Below are 20,262 nucleotides of genomic sequence, written 5' to 3'. Positions count from 1 at the left end.
GCACGAGCGATGACCAATTTTTGATTATGCACAGAGGCCTGGCAGTGAGTAGTGAAATTCAAACCCGTAGCGCTACAGGCCTATCTGACTTCAGCTGGCAGTGGTTATTGGCAATCGGTTACTTTTTGTTGGTTGCGAGTTGGTCGTTGGGCATTGCCTTTAATGGTGCGCCCGACGAGTCGACCCATTTTTACTTGTTGGAGTTTTTGAGAGGCTCTCATGCCCTGCCGCTCGCTACTGAGCCGCATGAGGTTTTCGTGGGAACCATCTCTGGGCACACTTGGCAAAAAGGCGAGTTCTGGTACCACGGGCTTCCTTTTCCTCACATATTGGGCGCTTTGGTAACCACATATGTGAGCAGTTGGATCGTGTCGCCTGACTTCCTTTATCTGGGGGCTCGCAGCTTCGATTGGATGTTGGGAGGCGTGTTCATCTGCGCGCTTTTCCGTACTTCCCGCCTTATTGGGTTGTCGCCAGTAATGTCTGCGCTCATTGCCGGCATTATTGCCCTGATTCCACAAGTTACGTTTGTATTCTCATATTTCAACAGCGACGCTTATGGGCTGACCAGTATCGCACTATTGATAAGCACGCTGATGAGTTTCATACAGTCGCCCACTCGAAAGCGAGCCTTGTATTTCGGATTGGCAGTCGGTCTTATGTTGATGGCCAAGCTGTATTTTATTCCAGCGCTGGTGTTTGCCTTCGTGATGTTGTTGTCGACGCGTATGTTCAGAAACAAGCGTTTATTTGAGCACCTGCCGACAATGATCGTGGCCGCCGCTGTATTGGCTGCCCCCATGCTGATACTGGTCTATCACAAATATGGCGAAATATCGGGGATATCGGGTCAAATCGAATTCGTGAATCTGCACAGGCTGAATCCGGCCGCGGGTTTTGGTACTTGCTACTTTCGGTGCGGGCACGATTTCTTGAACACAGCTAATCTCTGGCCGTGGCTGGGGTTGACCTATAAAAGCTATTTCTCTGTGACGGGCTGGATGAATTTATTCATACCCACTGTCTATTACCAATTAGCTGCATTTGCGTTGATCGGTATCATTTGCGTAGCCATTGCCCAGGTCAAACCTCTGAGCGTCAGAGAGCCTAAGCGTGAAATTGTGCTGGACTACATTTTGCCACTTGTCATGATCGTTGGTTTGTTTCCCTCCATGACGTTATTCAGTCTGATCGCCTCTCAAAATTCACTTCCTCAGCCGCAGGGCAGGTATTTGTTTGTGACCATTCCCTTTCTGGGGCTTCTTCTCTCCTTGATCGCAAAGCGGCTGGTAGAAAGGACGGCTAAATGAGCGCGTACGAGCCAAAAAACAGCAACGCTGCCAGCAAGCTCAGCGTAGCCTTGGGCATATTGCTAGTCTTCATGGTGCTGAGTAATGTGTTGAGTTGGAAAGCAAATATTACGGCTGCTGGGAATTTGAAGGGCTCAGCTATCGGCGCTGCGATTCAGGGCGTTGTTGATCAAAATCGCGGCAAAGAAACGTCGAGCAAGTTCTCGTTGGCTCAAAATGAGTTATCCAGCCGCCTGTTTGTCCCCGAAAAAGCACAGGCGTATCTCACCCTGCCTCGCGCTGCTGACTCGATAGCGGCAGGGAATATAGATGAAGGTTACACGTCCGATAACACCTGGAAACTCAGGGGGTGGACTTATGTTCCTGAGAGCGCCGGCACTCCGGAATTCGTGATTGTCGTCGAAAATGAGAAGGTCGTTGGTGTATTGCCGGTGGACTTGGAGCGGCCTGATGTCGCAAAAGCACTCAATACCCCAAAGGCCTTGCGCACAGGCTATTCAGGCCAGATCACCCTCCAGCCTAACGCAGGGGGGTGCAAGCTAATTCTTTACACCCTTACTTCATCTTTTAAGCTTTTCGCAATGCCAAGCCTTTGTGACAAGGCCAACCAATCTGCTCAGTGACTTTTGGACTTTTATGGAAAATATCGTTCTTTTCTCGGCCGTAAAGGCAAATGCTGGCCTGGATTTCGTCACACCTCTGAAAGCTGTATTGGACAGCCACTGGTACGTTCTTGGGAACGAAGTGAAGTTGTTCGAGGAGGAATTCGCAGGTTATGTCGGCATCAAACACTGCGTCAGCGTTGCCAATGGCTCAGATGCTCTTGAGCTGGCTCTGAAGGGGCTGGGCGTTAACCCCGGCGACCATGTTGTTGCGGTTGCGAACGCTGGCTTCTACGGCAGCACGGCGATTCATGCAGTCGGCGCAGAGCCTCTGTACGTTGATGTGGATCCGGCCAGCCTGACCATCTGCCCGAAAGCGCTCGCGCAGGTACTGGACAGCAAGCCCGCGGCGGTGATCGTGACGCACCTTTACGGTCAGCTGGCCAACATCGAGGAAATCGTGCGTATCGCTTCGGCGGCGGGCGTCCCGGTGCTGGAGGATTGCGCCCAATCCCACGGTGCGCGACGCAATGGCAAGCAGGCCGGCAGTTTTGGCACGATTGCGTGCTTCAGCTTTTACCCCACCAAAAATCTCGGTGCTCTGGGTGATGGTGGCGCAGTGGTCACCGATGATGACGAACTCGCGACTCGCATCCGTCAGTTGCGCCAATACGGCTGGACTCAAAAGTACCAAGTGTCTGTCCCGGGCGGCCGTAACAGCCGCCTTGACGAAATGCAGGCCGCGATCCTCCGTGTAAAACTCCCGCACCTGGACACCTGGAACGAGCAACGTCGTGCGATCGCCAAGCGCTACAACGCGGCGTTCGCGGCACTGGACATGCAATTGCCATGCTCCACCGGCGAAGATTACGTAGGCCACCTCTACGTCGTGCGCGTGAAGGCGAGGGCGCAGTTTGCTGCTGCATTGAAAGAAAAGAGCGTCAGCACCGATATCCATTACCCAATCGCTGACCACAAGCAACCGGCCTACGCTGCCAAGCCAGCCGCGTTGAGCGTGACCGAGCATGCATGTGAAACAGTTATTTCGCTGCCTTGCTACCCTGGCCTGACCGACGAAGAAGTCGATCGTGTGATCGAGGCCGTCACTGCTTACTTCTCTGAGGGGAAATAACCTTGCTGACGTTGGTCATCCCCGTATATCGCAACGAGGGCAATCTTCCCGATCTGCTCGTCGCCATAGCTGGCCTGAATACGCAGCTTGATAACAACCTTGAGGTTGTCTTCGTTGTGGACGGCAGTCCGGACCGCTGCTATGAGATTTTGCGAGAGAAGCTGCCTTCGCAGCCTTTCCGCTCCAAGCTCATTTTGCTGTCGAAGAACTTTGGCTCGTTCATGGCTATTCGTACGGGGCTGCAAAATGGCAGTGGCGACCGATTTGCGGTAATGGCCGCGGACTTGCAGGAGCCGCCTGAACTGGTTCTTGAAATGAACCGCGTGCTGTTGGGCCAGGACACCGATGTTGTCGTCGGTGTTCGAGAGGGGCGGCAGGACCCGTGGGGCAGTCGCATGGCATCCAACCTCTTCTGGGGGCTTTATCGCCGATACGTCATCCCGGAGATTCCGCCGGGTGGCGTCGATATGTTTGCCTGCAATCGCGCGTTCAGGGACACACTGTTGACGCTGGATGAGCGGCACAGCTCGCTGATCGCCCAGATTTTCTGGCTGGGTTATCGCAGGAAAGTCGTGACCTACACCCGTCAGGAAAGAGTCCACGGCACCTCGGCCTGGACCCTGCGCAAGAAAGTCAATTACCTGATGGACAGTGTGTTTTCCTTTACGGACCTGCCCATTAGGCTGCTCACGCGTGTCGGCGCGTTCGGTTCGTTTCTGGCGGCACTATTCGGCGTTTTCACATTGGCGGCGAAGTTGCACGGCATGATTGAAGTGCCGGGCTACGCAATGATCATGCTGACGATCACCTTCCTTGGCTGCCTGAATCTTCTGGGGCTGGGAATCGTGGGCTCCTATGCATGGCGTACCTACGAAAATACAAAGAATCGACCCTTGGCAATCCCAATGCGTGTTGAGGATTTTGGAGACAAGAATGAGCAGCACTAAGCAATTCTTCGTTCACAGTCATGCACTGTGCGAATCCGAGAATATTGGCAAAGACACGCGAGTCTGGGCGTTCGCGCATATTCTGCCTGGGGCGACCTTGGGCAGTGAGTGCAACGTATGCGATAACGTTTTCATTGAAAACGATGTGATCATCGGCGACCGCGTCACACTCAAATGCGGCGTGCAGGTCTGGGACGGCATCACCATTGAAGACGACGTCTTCATTGGTCCGAATGCAACCTTCACGAATGATCTGTTTCCGCGCAGCAAGGTTTACCCGCAAGCCTTCGATCGCACCATCATCCGCAAGGGCGCCTCACTGGGTGCTAACTGCACCATCCTTCCGGGTCTGACCATTGGCATCAACGCAATGATCGGCGCAGGTGCGGTGGTTACGCGTTCCATTCCGCCCAATGCCATTGTTGTCGGCAACCCCGCCAAAATTATCGGCTACGTTGATGCCAAGCCTGCCAGCACATCCCAGGATGTGGCTGAAAAGGTCGACAGCAAGCCCGGCGTGGTCCAAACCACGGTCAGTGGTGTGACATTGCACACCATGACTGAAGTCGCTGACATTCGCGGCAGCCTGTCGGCGGGTGAATTCGAGCGCACCATCCCGTTCAAGTCGGAACGTTACTTCCTGGTGTATGACGTGCCTACCGCAGAAACGCGCGGCGAACATGCGCACAAGGTCTGCCATCAGTTCCTGGTTGCCGTTAAGGGCTCGGTTCACGTGGTCGCGGATGACGGCAGGAACCGAGAAGAGTTCGTGCTGGATAAACCGAACAAGGGCATTTACCTGCCGCCCATGACATGGGGCATCCAGTATCGCTATTCCCATGATGCAGTGCTGATGGTGTTTGCGTCGCATTACTACGATTCGGCCGATTACATCCGCAATTACGACGAATTCAAATCGCTGATTGCCAACGCTCAATGATGCGGGGGATTAAGCGCGTAGCGGCTAAAATCCTGCAGGTGGACTTTGCCAGGTTCCTGGTGTCGGGCGGTTTTAATACCCTCGTCACCTACGGACTTTATTTGCTGCTGCTGAATGTTTTGTCTTACCGGACAAGTTATACGATCGCCTACGTGGCCGGGATTGTGCTTGCGTACAGCCTCAACCGATTCTTTGTTTTCAAGAGTCATCAGGGCATCAAGTCGGTCGCGTTGTTCCCGTTGGTCTATCTGGCGCAATACCTCACCAGCCTTTTGATTCTATGGGTCTGGGTCGATAAACTTGGATTTGACGAGCGAGTAGGCCCGCTGTTGGCGATACTTATCACCGTGCCGCTGACCTTCATCTTTTCCAAGTTCTTATTTTTGAGTCGGCCGAAGCCGGAGCATCCTCAAGAGTGAGTTTCCAGCCTGATACTGCTTGAGCGCTTGCTGACGCGAAACGACTGTCTGGCGCTTGTACTGAAAAACCTAAAAACCGCATTAGCGGTTTTTTTTTGCATTCATTGCGGCGCCTGGTGTCGCTTGACCGGTTCGCCAGCCTGGTGTTGCGCTTGCGCAATCTGCGAGCGGGACCATGCTTGTGGCGTTCATGAAACGTCAAGAAATCTTGCGCTGCCATCGTTGGACGTAACTCATGCCCATTGCAGACATGGCCTATAGCGCAGTGTGAAAAATGCGCAACGACGTCACTCGAACATGCAAACACTCACATAAAATCCAAGAAATCTACTCGTCCGCTCCTTTGCTTTAATTCTGCTACCTGCCTTGAATTTTAGTGGCGCGATATCACTATCAGATCAAATGACTATTGATCATGAAGGCTGAATCGTCGCCACATTTGCCCTAATTCCTGGTGCTCGGTGCTTTATAAATTTGGAACGCCGGGTTGGCGGCAGTCTGGATCAGGTCAAAATGAGAGCGAATGTATTCGTCGATCAAACGATGAGAGTTCGAGAATCTCAATTCCTCTCGCCCATCCATTGCCATGTTGAAGACCAATGCAAAGCCGGGATCAGCCTTTTTTATCCGTTCGATTTCGGTCCGCTGGAATTCCTCAGAGCGTGGCGACAAGGCGTAGATTTCCCAAAGCGGCGCATGCCGATCTAATAAAGGATAGGCACCAGGCCAGAAGGGCAGAACCAGGACGGGTCTGCCGGCTGGCGCATATTTCTCGGTGAGATCTCTCAAGAGGTTCACTGCTTCAGCAGTCCCAGCGTCCATAGACAACACCGAGCTAGAAACCTCGATCCGTTGCCAGCCATCCTGCGTGCGAGCAAGCACGCCCGGTTGCCATGCGGCGAGTATGAATAGGCTGACCGACGCTGTAAGTACACCCAGTGTTAGCTTTGAAGCCCACGATTGAAGATAGGCGAACAGGATGAAACACCCCATCAGTAGCGGGTAGATACCCTGTGCGAGATGGCCTACGTCTGCACGAGCGAAGGCAAAGTGTGCATAAGGGAGCGCAGCGCAGGACACGGCTACCAGTTCAGGACGCACAAAACGGCCTTTGAACCGCTCTCTAAATACCCACCCTAGTGCTCCCGCGCCGAAAGCTATCAATGCAATGAAGCAAATTCCGACGAGAAACCACCGGGTCTCGATGATCAGGCCGATGGTGCCGAAGCCGACTTTCCAAGGCCAGGGAATAGGCAGAGGTAAATTCGTGTTCCCTTGCTGCAGCATGAAGACAATAGTGTCTAAGAACGCTGTGAAGTACCCAGGAATGAAAAGGCACATGCCGATCACGGGCAGATAGCCTATGACGACGCCTGCAACCCAGGCCGCGATATCCGTCCATCCCGTACTTGATTGCGGTGCTTTGATCCTTAGCCAGCCGATAGCTAGCAAACTGGCCACTGCGCCATAAAAACCATGATTGCGACCAAAGACCGCCGCGAGCCCGACTAAGGCACCCAGAAAAAAATACCGAATAGTCGATGGATTCAGCAGCAGATAAGTCAGGCCTGCGACAAGAATCATTGAGATGGATATGTCGAAAATTTTATGCCGCGGGTACATCCAGGTCATCAGCGTGACCGCGACGATGCACAAATAGGCGATGTTTTTTGCTGTGGTGTGTCTTAGGGCAATGGACACAGTCCAAAGTCCTGCATACAGACCTATCACCTGGAATAAAGCCACGGCTGCGCGCAGCGCTATGATCCCGTTGTCGCCAATAATAGAAAAATAGGCTGCAGCCCAGTAATAACGGCCTGGGTCATACGCCATGAAGTCTCGAATCGGAATCTCACCGGTAACTATTTGTCTGGCGCCGTACCAGAGATAGCCTTCATCCCAGAGATTAAAGCCGTCATGGCCTTGCCATAGGAAGTTGCCTGCAACGAAGACGGCCGATATAGCTAAGAGAATGAGGTAGCCTACCGGCCGCTCTTTTGTAGCAAGGTACATGGTTCATTCCGCGTCATTTCATTTTGGCATGCACTATGCCTTTTCCAAGAGGCTCAGGGTAGGTGCGGCACTTATAAATGCTCGGATTAGACTAAGGCGACTTACTCAACTTCCCCACCCGCAACACCAACCACAACGCCCCCCCAATCAACACCCCGCCATACACATGCGCCATCGACAACGGCTCATCCAATAACAACGCCCCCCACAAAACCCCGAATGGCGGAATCATGAAGGTCACGGTCATCGACTTGACCGGCCCAATGGACGACAGCAAGCGGAAGTACAGGATGTAGGCAAACGCCGTGCACACAAGGCCCAGACCTAACAGTGACGCCCACACCTGCCAGCCACCCCAGCTCGCCGGCGGATGGCTGATCGCGCTGTAGGCAAAAAACGGCAGTAAAAACAGAGTGGCGCCGAGCATGCTGCCCAGCGCCGCGAGTCGGCTGTCCAGGCCGCCGCGTTGGTCCAGCCAACGCCGTGCGAGGAACCCGGCGAAGCCGTAGCAGGTAGTGGCCAACAGACAGGCCAGCGCGCCCATCAATAATTCCAGGTCAAACGCCACCGGCCCGGCGCGAGTCAGCACGGCCACGCCGAGCAGGCCCAGGCTGACGCCGGCGATTTTCGACGGTGTCAGCCGTTCACTGAAGAACAACCCGCCAATCAACACGCCCATCAATGGCGTGGTGGCGTTGAAGATCGCCGAGTAGCCGGCCGGCAGCACCTGCGCCGCCACCGAGTACATGGTCGCGGGGATGCCGGAGTTGATCACGCCCAGCAGCAGCACGGTCTTGAACTTGCCCTGGAAGTCCCAGTTGACGCGCATCGCTGCGAGTATCACCAGCAAGCCGGCGGCGGCAATCGACACGCGAAAAAAAGCGGTCGGCACGGTGCCGATTTCCGGCGCGATGATGCGCATGAACAGGAAGCTCGCGCCCCAGATGGCAGCCAGCCCCAGCAAATACAGGGTGTCGACAGGTCTCACGGAACACTCCTACCTAAATAAGGCGGCGAGTGTTGCCTAGAGGCCTGGCCGACACAATCGCTAATTACAGGACAAACCGCGTCACCATGCCGTTGAGGTCCACGGCCAGGCGCGACAGTTCCTGGCTGGCGGCTGAAGTCTGGGTGGCGCCGGCGGCGGTTTGGGTGGACAGGTCGCGAATGTTCACCAGGCTACGGTCGACGTCACGGGCCACCAGTGCCTGCTGCTCAGCGGCGCTGGCGATCACCAGGTTGCGCTCGCTGATCTGCGAGATCGCCGCGGTTATTTTCTCCAGCGCACTGCCGGCGCTGTTGGCGCGTTGCAGGGTTTGGCCGGCGTGTTCGGCGCTGCTGTTGAGGGCGTCGACGGTGTCCTGGGTGCCTTGCTGGATACCGGTGATCATCTGTTCGATTTCTTCGGTGGAATCCTGGGTGCGTTGCGCCAGCGAGCGCACCTCATCGGCCACTACCGCAAAGCCTCGGCCGGCTTCGCCTGCGCGCGCCGCTTCGATGGCGGCATTGAGGGCCAGCAGGTTGGTTTGCCCGGCGATGCCGCGGATCACTTCAAGCACTTTGCTGATGTCCTGAGCCTGCACGGCCAGGCCTTCGGCTTTGTTCGAGGCGCCAAGCACTTCGTCCACCAGGTTCTGGATCGAGCTGATGGTTTCGCTGATCTGGTAGTGGCCGTGCTTGCTGTCTTCATCGGAGGCCTTGGACGCTTCAGCGCTGGACACCGCGTTGCCCGCCACTTCGTCCACGGCCGCGCTCATCTCGTTGACGGCGGTCGCAGCCTGTTCGATTTCATCGTTTTGCGCCTGCAGACCACGGGTGCTCTGTTCCATCACCGAGCTCATCTCCTCGGCGGCGGAGGCCAGTTGCTGCGCCGATTCGCTGATGCCATGGATAGTGGTTCGCAACTGGCCCTGCATGGTGGCCAGGGCCGTCAGCAATTGCGCCGGTTCGTCGGTGCCTTTCACCACCACAGGCTGGCTCAAATCGCCGCCGGCGATGGTGCGTGCCACGACCAGGGCCTGGCCGAGGGGGGCGGTGATACTGCGGGTCAGCAGCCAGGCGAGTAACAAGGTGGCGATCAACGCGCAAACGATGATCAGGCCAACCACCCACTGTGCGCTGGAATACATCTGCGCGGCCGCGTCGGCCGCGTCTTCGACGCCTTTCTGATTGAAGGTGATCATGTCCTCCAGGCTCTTGTTGAGGACCGCACCTTGGGGTGCCAGCCGGCTGGTCAGCAGGTCGATGGCGTCTTGCTGTTGATCCTTGTCCACCAGGGCAACCATCTGCCCGACGATGCTGAGATAGGTCGCCACATCGCCTTTGAGTTTTTTCAGCAGAGCGGTTTCTTCGTCGCCGCTGGTCAGGGTTTCGTGATGGGTCAGCAGCGTTTGCAGCTCAGTGCTCTGGCGGGTGATCAGGCTTTTGCTGTTGTCGCGAATCCGCGATTCGTCGGTGGTCGCCAGGCGCAAGGCCTCAAGGCGAATATTGGCCACATAGGCGGCACTGTCGTGAATATTCTCGATGCTCGGCATCCATGACGCTTCGATGACCAGCGCGCTTTCCCGCAGCTTGGCCATCTGGCCCAGGCCAAACAGGCCGACAATCACCAGCATGGCGGCCAAAACCCCGAAACTCAGACTGGCGCGCAGACCGATTCGCATATTCCTCAATGACATCTTGGTGCTCCTTAGGCGATTAGCTTCTGTTCCCGGACCGGTCTTCGGACCTGATTTGGGTGGGAAAGGGCGCGCTATATATCAAAGTGCCATCAAGGTAGTAATCAGGGTTTCCCTTACGGTGCATCGAGGCGGTGACCTGTGCTGAGAATCGGCGACAGCACTGGTTTTCTCTCGCGCCAGCGCCAAGCCATGCGGTTGTGGGGCTACAGGCGTGCGCGGTGAGACTTTTCGGTGCGTTTATTGACCGCTTGGTCGAGTTGGGAAAATTGAAAGTAAATGTACAAACTGCGCGAAGGGGTACAGATAAGCCCGGAAAATCATCCTTCTCCTGCTTCGTTTCACTGGCTAAGCTCAGGGCTTCCAGATGCCCGTTCGAGGTTTCCCGCATGTCGCCATCCGCCCTCGCCATCGCCCGCATGATCCTCGAGGGCTTCGACGATTACCGTGAGCACTTTCGCCAGATCACTGACGGCGCCCGTGAACGTTTCGAGAAGGCCCAGTGGCAGCAAGGGCAGGCGGCTTCGGCGGCGCGGATCAACTTGTACGAAGAAAAAGTCGCTGAAGTAACGGCGCGCCTGCGCGCCCAGTTCGACGAGGCCACGCTGCTGGAAGTGGACGCGTGGCCGCTGGTGAAGCGTGCCTACATCGGCCTGATCGACCTGCGCTTTGACGATGAGCTGTCCGAGACCTGGTACAACTCGATCTTCTGCGGCCTGTTCAGTCATGACCTGATCAGCGACGCCTGCATGTTCATCCACACCACGCGGCCGAGCCTGCGCCGTGCGCGTGCGGCGCAAACCCGCGTTTATCAGCCGGCGGGCGACCTGACGGCGATGTTGGCGCAGGTCTTCGCCGATTACGCGTTCAGCGAACCCTACGCAGACCTTGCGAACGACCTGCGCCGGCTCGAAGCGCAACTGCGCGAGAACTTGCCGGACTGGGTGTGCAAAGATCCTGACCTCAATGTCGAGCTGTTTTCCTCGGTGCTCTACCGCAATAAAGGCGCCTACCTTGTAGGACGCATCTACACCCGTGACGAACAATGGCCGTTGGTGATTCCGCTGCTGCACCGCGAAGGGCGCGGCATTCAGATCGACGCGCTGATCACGGACGAAGCCGACGTGTCGATCATCTTCTCGTTCACGCGCTCGTATTTCATGGTCGATGTGCCGGTGCCCGCGGAATTCATCGGGTTTCTCAAACGCATCCTGCCTGGCAAGCACATCGCCGAGCTGTACACCTCAATCGGTTTCTACAAACACGGCAAGTCGGAGTTCTATCGCGCGCTGATCAACCACCTGGCCACCACCGATGACCGCTTCATCATGGCGCCCGGCGTGCGCGGCATGGTCATGAGCGTGTTTACGCTGCCGGGTTTCAACACCGTGTTCAAGATCATCAAGGACCGTTTTTCACCGTCGAAAAACGTCAATCGCGCCACGGTGATCGAGAAGTATCGCCTGGTCAAAAGCGTCGACCGCGTGGGGCGCATGGCCGACACTCAGGAGTTCGCCGATTTCCGCTTCCCCTTGAGCAAGTTCGAGCCTGAATGCCTGGCCGAGCTGTTGGAAGTCGCTGCGGGCACCGTGGAAGTGGAAGGCGACACCGTGCTGATCCGCCACTGCTGGACCGAACGGCGCATGACCCCACTCAACCTCTACCTCGACAACGCCAACGACGCCCAGGTGCGTGAAGCCCTGGAGGACTACGGCCTGGCCATCAAGCAACTGGCGGCGGCGAACATCTTTCCCGGCGACATGCTGCTGAAAAACTTCGGCGTCACCCGCCACGGTCGTGTGGTGTTTTATGACTACGACGAAATCTGCTTTCTCACCGAAGCCAACTTTCGCCACATCCCGGCACCGCGCACGCCCGAGGACGAAATGGCCTCGGAGCCCTGGTACTCCATCGGTCCGCTGGATGTGTTCCCCGAAGAATTCCCGCCGTTCCTGTTTGCCGACGCCGGCCAGCGCAAGCTGTTCGATGAGCTGCATGGTGAGCTGTACAACGCCGACTACTGGAAAGGCCTGCAGGACGCGATTCGCGCCGGCAAGGTCATCGACGTGTTCCCGTACCGGCGCAAAGGCCGTGATAACGAATGAGGGGCGCGCGCGTTGGCGGTTTTCTGCGACAATCCGGCCCCTGCATAAATAGACGACCCAAACGCATCTGATGACTGACCAAGCGCCCGCTATCGACCAACTGCTGAAAAACCTCGATCACGCCATGCTCGCCGACCGCCACCGCTTGCGGCGCCAGTTGCTCGAGCTGCGCAAGAAGCCCGACGAGGACAAGCTGGCGCAGTGGGTCACGCGCATGCAGTCGTCCTGCGCACAGGTCACGGCGCGGCGCGCCAGCCTGCCGGTGATTCGCTACGACGATAGCCTGCCGATTGCCGCCAAGCGCGACGAGATCAAAGAAGCGCTGCAAAAGCATCAGGTGCTGATCATCGCCGGTGAAACCGGCTCGGGTAAAACCACCCAACTGCCGAAAATCTGCCTGGAAATCGGCCGTGGCCAATACGGCCTGATCGGCCACACCCAGCCGCGCCGAATCGCCGCGCGCAGCGTCGCCAGCCGCGTCGCCGAAGAACTGGCCACGCCGTTGGGCGCGCTGGTCGGCTATCAGGTGCGTTTCGAAGACCAGAGTGACGCCAATAGCCTGATCAAGTTGATGACCGACGGCATCCTGCTGGCGGAAACCCAGAACGACCGCTACCTGGAACGCTACGACACGATCATCGTCGACGAAGCCCACGAACGCAGCCTGAACATCGACTTCCTGCTCGGCTACCTGAAAACCCTGTTGCCGCGTCGCCCCGACCTGAAAGTCATCATCACCTCGGCGACCATCGACCTGGAGCGTTTTTCCAAGCACTTTGACGATGCGCCGATTGTTGAGGTCTCGGGCCGTACCTTCCCGGTGGACACCTGGTATCGCCCGCTGACCCTGGAGCAGGACGAGGAGGGCAACCGCGTCGAGGACGACTTGACCGTCGACCAGGCGATCCTCGCCACCCTGGATGAAATTGCCGCCTATGAGCGCAGCGAACGGCGCAGCCCTGGCGATGTGCTGGTGTTCTTGCCGGGCGAGCGCGAGATTCGTGACGCCGCCGAGATGCTGCGCAAGGCCCAGCTCAAGCACACCGAAATTCTGCCGCTGTATGCGCGCCTGTCACCGGCTGAACAACAGCGCATTTTCCAGTCCCACCCGGGCCGCCGTGTGGTGCTGGCGACCAACGTCGCGGAAACCTCGCTGACCGTGCCGGGCATTCGGTATGTGATCGACAGCGGCACCGCGCGCATCAGCCGTTACAGCTACCGCGCCAAGGTGCAGCGCCTGCCGATCGAAGCGATTTCCCAGGCCAGCGCCAACCAGCGTAAAGGCCGTTGCGGGCGAGTCGAGCCGGGTATTTGCATCCGCTTGTACAGTGAAGAGGATTTTATTGGCCGCCCGGAATTCACCGACCCGGAAATTCTGCGCACCAACCTTGCCGCCGTAATCCTTCAGATGCTGCACCTGCGCCTCGGCGAAATCACCGATTTCCCGTTCATCGAGCCGCCGGACGGCAAGGCCATCAGCGACGGTTTCAACCTGCTGCAAGAGCTTTCGGCGGTCGACCGCAACAGCCAGCTCACGCCGCTGGGCCGTCAACTGGCGCGCCTGCCAGTGGACCCGCGCATGGGCCGCATGCTGCTCGAAGCCGCCAAGCTGGGCAGTTTGCAGGAAGTGCTGATCGTCGCCAGTGCCATGTCGATTCAGGACCCGCGCGAGCGTCCGCCGGAACGCCAGCAAGCGGCCGACCAGGCTCACGCACAGTGGAAGGACCCGGATTCGGACTTCGCCGGGTTGGTGAACCTGTGGCGCGGTTTTGAGGAACAGCGCCAGGAACTGACCGCCAGCCCGTTGCGCAACTGGTGCCGCAAGAACTTCCTGAATTACCTGCGCCTGCGCGAGTGGCGCGACTCCCATCGCCAGCTCAGCCTGATTTGCCGCGACATGCAGCTGACCGTCAATAAGGAGCCGGCGGACTTTGCCAAGCTGCACAAGGCCGTGTTGTCTGGCCTGTTGAGCCAGATCGGCCAGAAGACCGAAGACGGCGATTACCTCGGCGCGCGTCAGCGGCGCTTCTGGATTCACCCGTCCTCGGGCATCGGCAAGAAGCGCCCGCAATGGCTGATGACCGCCGAACTGGTGGAAACCACCAAGCTGTATGCGCGCATGGTGGCGAAGATCGATGCCGACTGGATCGAGCCGCTGGCCGGCCACTTGATCAAGAAAAACCACTTTGAACCGCATTGGGAGAAGAAGCGCGGCCAAGTGGTGGCCTTTGAGCAGATCACCCTGTTCGGGCTGATTGTGGTTGGGCGCCGGCCGGTGCATTACGGGCCGATCGACCCGGTGGTGTCGCGCGAGCTGTTTATCCGCGAAGGCCTGGTGCGCGGCGAGATTCAGTCGCGGGCCAAGTGCCTGACGGCCAACCAGCAACTGCTGGAGCAGCTCGACGAACTGGAGGCCAAGGCGCGCCGCCGCGACATCCTGGCGGACGAAGAAACCCTGTACGCCTTCTACGATGCGCGCTTGCCGGCGGAGATCCACCAGACCGCGACGTTCGACAGCTGGTACAAGGTCAACAGCCAGAAAGACCCGCAACTGCTGATCATGCGCGAGGAAGACGTGCTGGCTCGCGAGGCCAGTGAAGTCACGGCCCTGCATTATCCCGACACCTTGCACCTGGGCGATCTGGAGTTGGCCTTGAGTTACCACTTCGAGCCCAATCACCCACGCGACGGCGTGACCCTGCGCGTGCCGGCGCCGCTGCTGCCGGCGTTGCCGCCGGAACGCCTGGAATGGCTGGTGCCGGGAGTGATCGAAGCCAAGTGCATCGCGCTGGTGCGCAACCTGCCCAAGGCGCTGCGCAAAAACTTTGTACCGGTGCCGGATTTCGTCAAGGCGGCGCTGCAACGCATCGAATTCGGCCAGGGCTCGCTGCCCCAGGCGCTGGGGCGCGAACTGCTGCGCATGACCGGCGCACGGGTCAGCGATGAAGCCTGGGCCGAGGCGGCGCAGCAGGTGGAAAACCACCTGAAGATGAACCTGGAAGTGGTCGACGGCCAGGGCAAGTTCCTCGGCGAAGGTCGCGACCTGGCCGAGCTGACGGCACGTTTTGCCGAGGCCAGCCAGGCCGCGTTGGCCGTGCCGCAAACCGCGAAAAGCCAGGAGCCGGTGCAAGCCAAGGTGTTTGCGGCGGTGGCCGAGAAGACTCAGCAAAAGATCGCCGGCCTGTCGATGACGGTCTACCCGGCGCTGGTTGAAGAGAATGGCACGGTCAAGGAAGGGCGGTTCTCGACGGCCGCCGAGGCGGAGTTCCAGCATCGTCGCGCGTTGCAGCGTCTGCTGCTGCAGCAATTGGCCGAGCCGGCGAAATTCCTGCGCGGCAAATTGCCCGGCCTGACCGAATTGGGCCTGATGTACCGCGAACTGGGGCGCATCGACGCACTGGTGGAAGACATTCTGTTGGCCAGCCTCGACACCTGCGTACTGGAAGGCGAAGCCAGCTTGCCGCGTGACGGTGCAGGTTTGGCGGCCTTGGCCGAACGCAAGCGCGGCAGCTGGACCGAGCACGCCGAGCGCCTGGCCCGCCTGACGCTGGAAGTGCTGAAGCTGTGGCATGGCTTGCAAAAGCGCTTCAAGGGCAAGATCGACCTGGCCCAGGCAGTGGCCTTGAATGACATCAAGCAGCAGTTGAGCAACCTGGTGTATCCGGGCTTTGTGCGGGAAACCCCGGCGCAGTGGTTCAAGGAACTGCCGCGTTTCCTCAAGGCCATTGAGCTGCGCCTGGAGAAACTGCCCAGCCAGGTGCAAAAAGACCGGGTGTGGAGCACCGAGCTGAGCGGCCTGTGGGCCCAATACCAGAACCGCCTGAACAAACACGCCCAGGAAGGCAAGCGCGACCCTCAGCTGGAGCTGTATCGCTGGTGGTTGGAGGAATATCGCGTGTCGTTGTTTGCCCAGCAGTTGGGCACCAAAGTGCCGATCTCCGACAAGCGTTTGAGCAAGCAGTGGAGCCAGGTGGAAGCCTGAGGCTTTCTTGGCTTCCAGAGCAAAACCGATCTCATGTGGGAGCTGGCTTGCCTGCGATGCAGGCACCGCGGTGTATCAGTCAAGACACTGGGATGCCATCGCAGGCAAGCCAGCGCCCACAGTCAGCACCGGGTTTATCCGGGAAATGGCGCCAAATCCCCGAAGTTGTGGCAAACTTCGCGGTCATAAATGCCGGGATCGTCGTGATGGGCTGGTGTGCAGCCGCGGCGCGATGGAATAAAGCGTTGCCAGTTTGATGCCCGCTGGACGGAATCGAACGACTTAAAGTTTGGTACGACGGTACCAATATCTTCTGCCTGACAGATTTAGAGGAACGACCGTGCATAACGTCGTCATCAGCGGCACTGGCCTGTACACCCCGGCCAACAGCATTTCCAACGAAGAGCTGGTGCAGTCTTTCAATGCCTATGTTCAGCAGTTCAACACTGACAACGCCGCCGCCATCGAGCGCGGTGAAGTCCAGGCACTGACTGAGTCCAGCGCGGCCTTTATCGAGAAAGCATCGGGCATCAAGAGCCGTTTTGTCATGGACAAGGACGGTATTCTCGACCCGCAGCGCATGGCCCCGCGTTTGCCTGAGCGCAGCAATGACGAGTGGTCGGTGCTTTGCCAGATGGCGGTTGGCGCGGCCGAACAGGCCCTGCAGCGCGCCGGCAAGACTGCCGCCGACATCGACGGCGTGATCGTCGCCTGCTCCAACCTGCAGCGCGCCTACCCGGCCATCGCCATCGAAGTCCAGGAAGCGCTGGGTATCGAAGGTTTCGGTTTCGACATGAACGTGGCGTGCTCGTCGGCGACCTTTGGTATCCAGAACGCCGCCAACAGCATCCAGCTGGGCCAGGCGCGGGCGATCCTGATGGTCAATCCGGAAGTCTGCACCGGCCACCTGAATTTCCGTGATCGCGACAGCCACTTCATCTTCGGTGATGCGGCCACGGCCGTGATTCTCGAGCGCGCCGACCTGGCGACTTCCGAGCATCAGTTCGACGTGGTGAGCACCAAACTGCTGACCAAGTTTTCCAACAACATCCGCAACAACTTCGGCTTCCTCAACCGCACGGCGGAAGAGGGCATCGGCGCGCCGGACAAGCTGTTCGTACAGGAAGGTCGCAAGGTCTTCCGTGACGTCTGCCCGATGGTTGCCGAACTGATCGGTGTGCATCTGGACGAAAACCAGCTGAATGTGACCGATGTGAAGCGTTTCTGGCTGCACCAGGCCAACCTGAGCATGAACCACCTGATCGTGAAAAAGCTGCTGGGCCGCGAAGCCTCGGTGGAAGAAGCGCCGGTGATTCTCGACACCTACGCCAACACCAGTTCGGCAGGTTCGGTGATTGCGTTTCACACCTACCAGGACGACTTGCCAAAAGGAGCCGTGGCGGTGCTCAGTTCGTTCGGTGCGGGTTACTCGATCGGCAGCGTGATCCTGCGTAAACGCTAATCGTTGGATTTGGCCAGATTTAATGTGGGAGCTGGCTTGCCTGCGATGACGATAGTGGAGCCACCGCCGCTATCGCAGGCAAGCCAGCTCCCACAGGTATCGGATTTCCACAGCAGGATTGAGGTAAACGATGGCAGCCGCCGACGACGCGCACCTGCTGGAACGGCTGCTCAAGGGCGAGCAGCGCGCCTATAAGGAATTGGTCACCACCTACCAGAGCGCCATGCGCGCAGTGGCCTACGCCATCGTCGGCCAGCGCCACGCCGACGAAGTGGTGCAGGACGCGTGGTTGTCGGTGGTGCGCAACCTGGCCAAGTTCGAAGGGCGTTCCAGCCTCAAGACCTGGCTGCTGACCATCACCGCCAACTCCGCCAAGGGCCGTTATAAACAAAATCGCCGGGAAGTGTTGCTCGACGATTTGCCCTCACCTCACGGCACCATCGGTGACGATCGCTTCGTCCCCGACGATGGCCACTGGCCGTCGCCCCGTACGCCTGGCACCAGGACACTCCGGAGGCGTTGCTGACCGAGGATGAATTGCGCAAGTGCCTGGAGCATACGTTGCTGAGTTTGTCGGAGCTGCAAAGCAGCGTGCTGGTACTGCGTGAGCGCCAAGGCCTGGAGTTGGAAGAGATTTGTAATCTTCTGACGCTCTCGCTCTCCAATGTCCGTGTGCTGTTGCATCGGGCACGGCTTAAAGTCTTCGCCACGGTGGAGCATTTTGAGGAAACGGGCGAATGTTGACCTGCAAAGAACAAGTGGCACGTTCCAGTGACTACCTCGATGGGCAATTGACCTTTCGCGAGCGTCTGCTGGTGCGTCATCACTTGATGTTTTGCCCTAACTGCCGGCGATTTATCCGTCAGATGCGCCTGATGCAGGCGACTTTGAAAATCCTGCCGGAAGAACCGGTAAAGGACGTGGATGCATTGGCTGACCGGCTGGTGGCCGAGCGGCTGAAAGATCAGTAAAAGCGCGAACAATGCAGACTCGCGTGGGCGGGGCGAACGGATGATGAGGGGCGATCCACCCACGCAAGGCTGTTGAAACCACCTCGGGCCGTCCTGGCCCAAGGTTTATTGCACACCCATTAGAACTTGGCTTCAGCATCCAACTGCAGGGTGTTGGTGTTGGCATCACGCTGCGTGCGGCTGGCATAGTCAGCCTTGGTCAGGAAGTACGTGGCGCCGAGGGCGAAGTTCTTGTCGATGTCGTAGCTGACCTTCATCTTGTGACCGCGCGAGCCGGTGGTGCCGTTGGCGAAGTCCGAGTCGGTGAAGGCACCCACCACGGCGTTACGCTGGATATCGCGGTAGTTGTAGTCCAGGTTCAAGCCGAACACTTTGGATTTGGCACCGATCAACCAGGCAGTGTCCTGGTCGGTCACGGCGTCGTTGTTTTTCACGTACTGGCCATAGAACGCCAACGGCACTGCCAGGCCGCCGATGTCGGCCTGGGCGAAGCCTTCGTACAGGCGGAACTGGTTGTCGGCCGAGTTGCCGTTGACCGCCAATGCGCAAGGCGTGGTGGTGGTCGTGCAGCGGCTGTCCTTGTCGTTCTGGTAGGCGTAGACGCTGCCGCCCAGAGTCATTTTCAAGTTGTCAGTCACCGAGAACCGCGTGCCCAGCTGGCCGGACGTCAGGCGCAGGTCGTGACGAAATTGCACGCCGTCGCCGTCGACGTTGTCCTTGAGGTTGTAGTTGCCGATGCTGCCGAACAACTCGGCGCTGCTGCCCAATGGGTATTTGTAGGTCAGGGCCAGGCCTTCCGGGTTGATGTCGCTGTCCCAGATCACGTCGCCCATGTTGACCCACGGTTGCAACATCTTGCCGCCGATCACGTGCAGGTTTTTGATCTGGTCCGGGTGGTAGTCGATGTAGCCCAGGTCCAGCCAGATCGACTTCTTGTCGAAGTAGTTGTCCTGGTCCTGGTTGGTGGAGCGCGCGTCGTCGCTGCTGCCGGTCGCAATGCGAATGCCGGTGTCGACCTGCGAGTTGACCTCGGTGTAGGCGCCCAGGCGGGCACGGATGCGCTGACGGTCCTTGTCACGCCCGCCGTTGTTGGATTCGCCCTGGATCTTCACGGTTTCCTGACGGAAGCGCACGTCACCCTTGAGCTGAGTGCGCGCGGCCCAGGCCAGTTTCTGGTCGAACATGCTCAGGTCGTTGGTTTTTTTCGCGGTGGCCGCGATCTGCTCGTTGGTCTCTTGTTGAGCTTGCTGTGCGATCTGCTTTTCTTTCTGGTCCTTGGCCAATTCCGCTTGCAGTTCGGTGTACTGCGCAGCGGTGATCTGGCCGTTGGCCTTGAGCATGTCGAGCAATTTAGCGTCGACTGCAGCGCTGGCCGGAACGCTCAGGGCCAGCAACAGGCCGCCACACAGGGCCGCCGCAGTTTTAGTGGAAGCAAGACGCATATCAATCTCCGAAAGTGAGGAGGGATGGCAAACCACCCAGGACACAACCGACCGATGACGGACGGAAAATAGCCGCCTGCTAGAACCAGGCGCTCTAAAAACAGGCGTCAGTATCACGATCACTTATGACGGGGCAGTGGCTAAGTGATGTCATGTAGATGACAAAATATTTAAGAAGGAACTATTTGATTCGGCCTTTGTCGTGCCATTTGAGCGTGTGCGAAGGCCAGCGATAAGCGATACTCGCCAGGCTTTCACG

At 58.2% G+C, this 20,262-nt stretch carries 14 protein-coding genes and 1 pseudogene; 11 read left to right on the top strand and 4 right to left on the bottom strand.

The genetic code is table 11. The features are described from left to right. The first annotated feature begins 44 nt into the window (after nt 1-44). From AB5I78_RS21245 to AB5I78_RS21220, 6 genes are read left to right on the top strand one after another with little or no spacing between them, the layout of a single operon-like run. The gene (locus AB5I78_RS21245) at nt 45-1,310 is read left to right on the top strand and encodes a hypothetical protein (protein ID WP_369301318.1); all 1,266 of its coding nucleotides are present in this window, start codon (nt 45-47) and stop codon (nt 1,308-1,310) included. Beyond that, nucleotides 1,307-1,933, top strand: coding sequence for a hypothetical protein (locus AB5I78_RS21240; RefSeq protein ID WP_369301316.1), 627 nt, complete (start codon nt 1,307-1,309; stop codon nt 1,931-1,933). The genes AB5I78_RS21245 and AB5I78_RS21240 overlap by 4 nt, the downstream gene beginning before the upstream one ends. Before the next feature lie 13 nt (nt 1,934-1,946). Continuing rightward, the gene (locus AB5I78_RS21235) at nt 1,947-3,044 is read left to right on the top strand and encodes a DegT/DnrJ/EryC1/StrS family aminotransferase (RefSeq protein ID WP_369301315.1); all 1,098 of its coding nucleotides are present in this window, start codon (nt 1,947-1,949) and stop codon (nt 3,042-3,044) included. Then, the gene (locus AB5I78_RS21230) at nt 3,041-3,991 is read left to right on the top strand and encodes a glycosyltransferase family 2 protein (protein WP_242196395.1); all 951 of its coding nucleotides are present in this window, start codon (nt 3,041-3,043) and stop codon (nt 3,989-3,991) included. Before AB5I78_RS21235 ends, AB5I78_RS21230 begins: the two co-directional genes overlap by 4 nt. Further along, a complete protein-coding gene (locus tag AB5I78_RS21225; RefSeq protein WP_242195768.1) occupies nt 3,978-4,931 on the top strand; it encodes a WxcM-like domain-containing protein in 954 nt (317 codons plus the stop codon). The genes AB5I78_RS21230 and AB5I78_RS21225 overlap by 14 nt, the downstream gene beginning before the upstream one ends. Further along, on the top strand, nt 4,931-5,350 hold the full coding sequence (locus tag AB5I78_RS21220; RefSeq protein WP_242196394.1) for a GtrA family protein: 420 nt from the start codon (nt 4,931-4,933) through the stop codon (nt 5,348-5,350). The genes AB5I78_RS21225 and AB5I78_RS21220 overlap by 1 nt, the downstream gene beginning before the upstream one ends. A 444-nt stretch (nt 5,351-5,794) precedes the next feature. Here AB5I78_RS21220 and AB5I78_RS21215 read toward each other — a convergent pair whose 3' ends face one another. The 3 genes from AB5I78_RS21215 to AB5I78_RS21205 all read right to left on the bottom strand — a co-directional run bounded on the left by AB5I78_RS21215 (nt 5,795) and on the right by AB5I78_RS21205 (nt 9,978). Continuing rightward, the gene (locus AB5I78_RS21215; protein ID WP_369301313.1) at nt 5,795-7,363 is read right to left on the bottom strand and encodes a hypothetical protein; all 1,569 of its coding nucleotides are present in this window, start codon (nt 7,361-7,363) and stop codon (nt 5,795-5,797) included. Nucleotides 7,364-7,454: 91 nt separating this feature from the next. Next, a complete protein-coding gene (locus AB5I78_RS21210; RefSeq protein ID WP_369301312.1) occupies nt 7,455-8,351 on the bottom strand; it encodes a DMT family transporter in 897 nt (298 codons plus the stop codon). Between the two features lie 64 nt (nt 8,352-8,415). Beyond that, nucleotides 8,416-9,978, bottom strand: a complete 1,563-nt coding sequence (locus tag AB5I78_RS21205) for a methyl-accepting chemotaxis protein (protein WP_370004795.1) — start codon at nt 9,976-9,978, stop codon at nt 8,416-8,418. A gap of 452 nt (nt 9,979-10,430) precedes the next feature. Between AB5I78_RS21205 and aceK the strand changes: the two genes are divergently transcribed. From aceK to AB5I78_RS21180, 5 genes and pseudogenes are all read left to right on the top strand, one after another. Beyond that, nucleotides 10,431-12,146, top strand: a complete 1,716-nt coding sequence (gene aceK, locus AB5I78_RS21200; protein ID WP_369301310.1) for a bifunctional isocitrate dehydrogenase kinase/phosphatase — start codon at nt 10,431-10,433, stop codon at nt 12,144-12,146. Nucleotides 12,147-12,216: 70 nt separating this feature from the next. Further along, nucleotides 12,217-16,128, top strand: coding sequence for an ATP-dependent RNA helicase HrpA (hrpA, locus tag AB5I78_RS21195; RefSeq protein WP_369301308.1), 3,912 nt, complete (start codon nt 12,217-12,219; stop codon nt 16,126-16,128). 340 nt (nt 16,129-16,468) lie between these two features. Beyond that, entirely contained in the window at nt 16,469-17,590 is a 1,122-nt protein-coding gene (locus tag AB5I78_RS21190; protein ID WP_262208335.1) for a beta-ketoacyl-ACP synthase III, read from the top strand. A gap of 130 nt (nt 17,591-17,720) precedes the next feature. Further along, a pseudogene (locus AB5I78_RS21185) lies at nt 17,721-18,334 on the top strand (RNA polymerase sigma factor). Then, the gene (locus tag AB5I78_RS21180; protein ID WP_369301307.1) at nt 18,328-18,561 is read left to right on the top strand and encodes an anti-sigma factor; all 234 of its coding nucleotides are present in this window, start codon (nt 18,328-18,330) and stop codon (nt 18,559-18,561) included. The pseudogene AB5I78_RS21185 and the gene AB5I78_RS21180 overlap by 7 nt, the downstream one beginning before the upstream one ends. A 119-nt stretch (nt 18,562-18,680) precedes the next feature. Here the strand turns inward: AB5I78_RS21180 and AB5I78_RS21175 are convergent, their stop codons facing one another. Further along, entirely contained in the window at nt 18,681-20,003 is a 1,323-nt protein-coding gene (locus AB5I78_RS21175; protein ID WP_369301306.1) for a putative porin, read from the bottom strand. Nucleotides 20,004-20,262: the final 259 nt, after the last annotated feature.

Origin of the sequence: Pseudomonas sp. N2-3-1-14, assembly GCF_041228395.1 — a bacterium.
Taxonomy (GTDB): domain Bacteria; phylum Pseudomonadota; class Gammaproteobacteria; order Pseudomonadales; family Pseudomonadaceae; genus Aquipseudomonas.
This window is presented reverse-complemented; position numbering and strand designations above follow the sequence as displayed.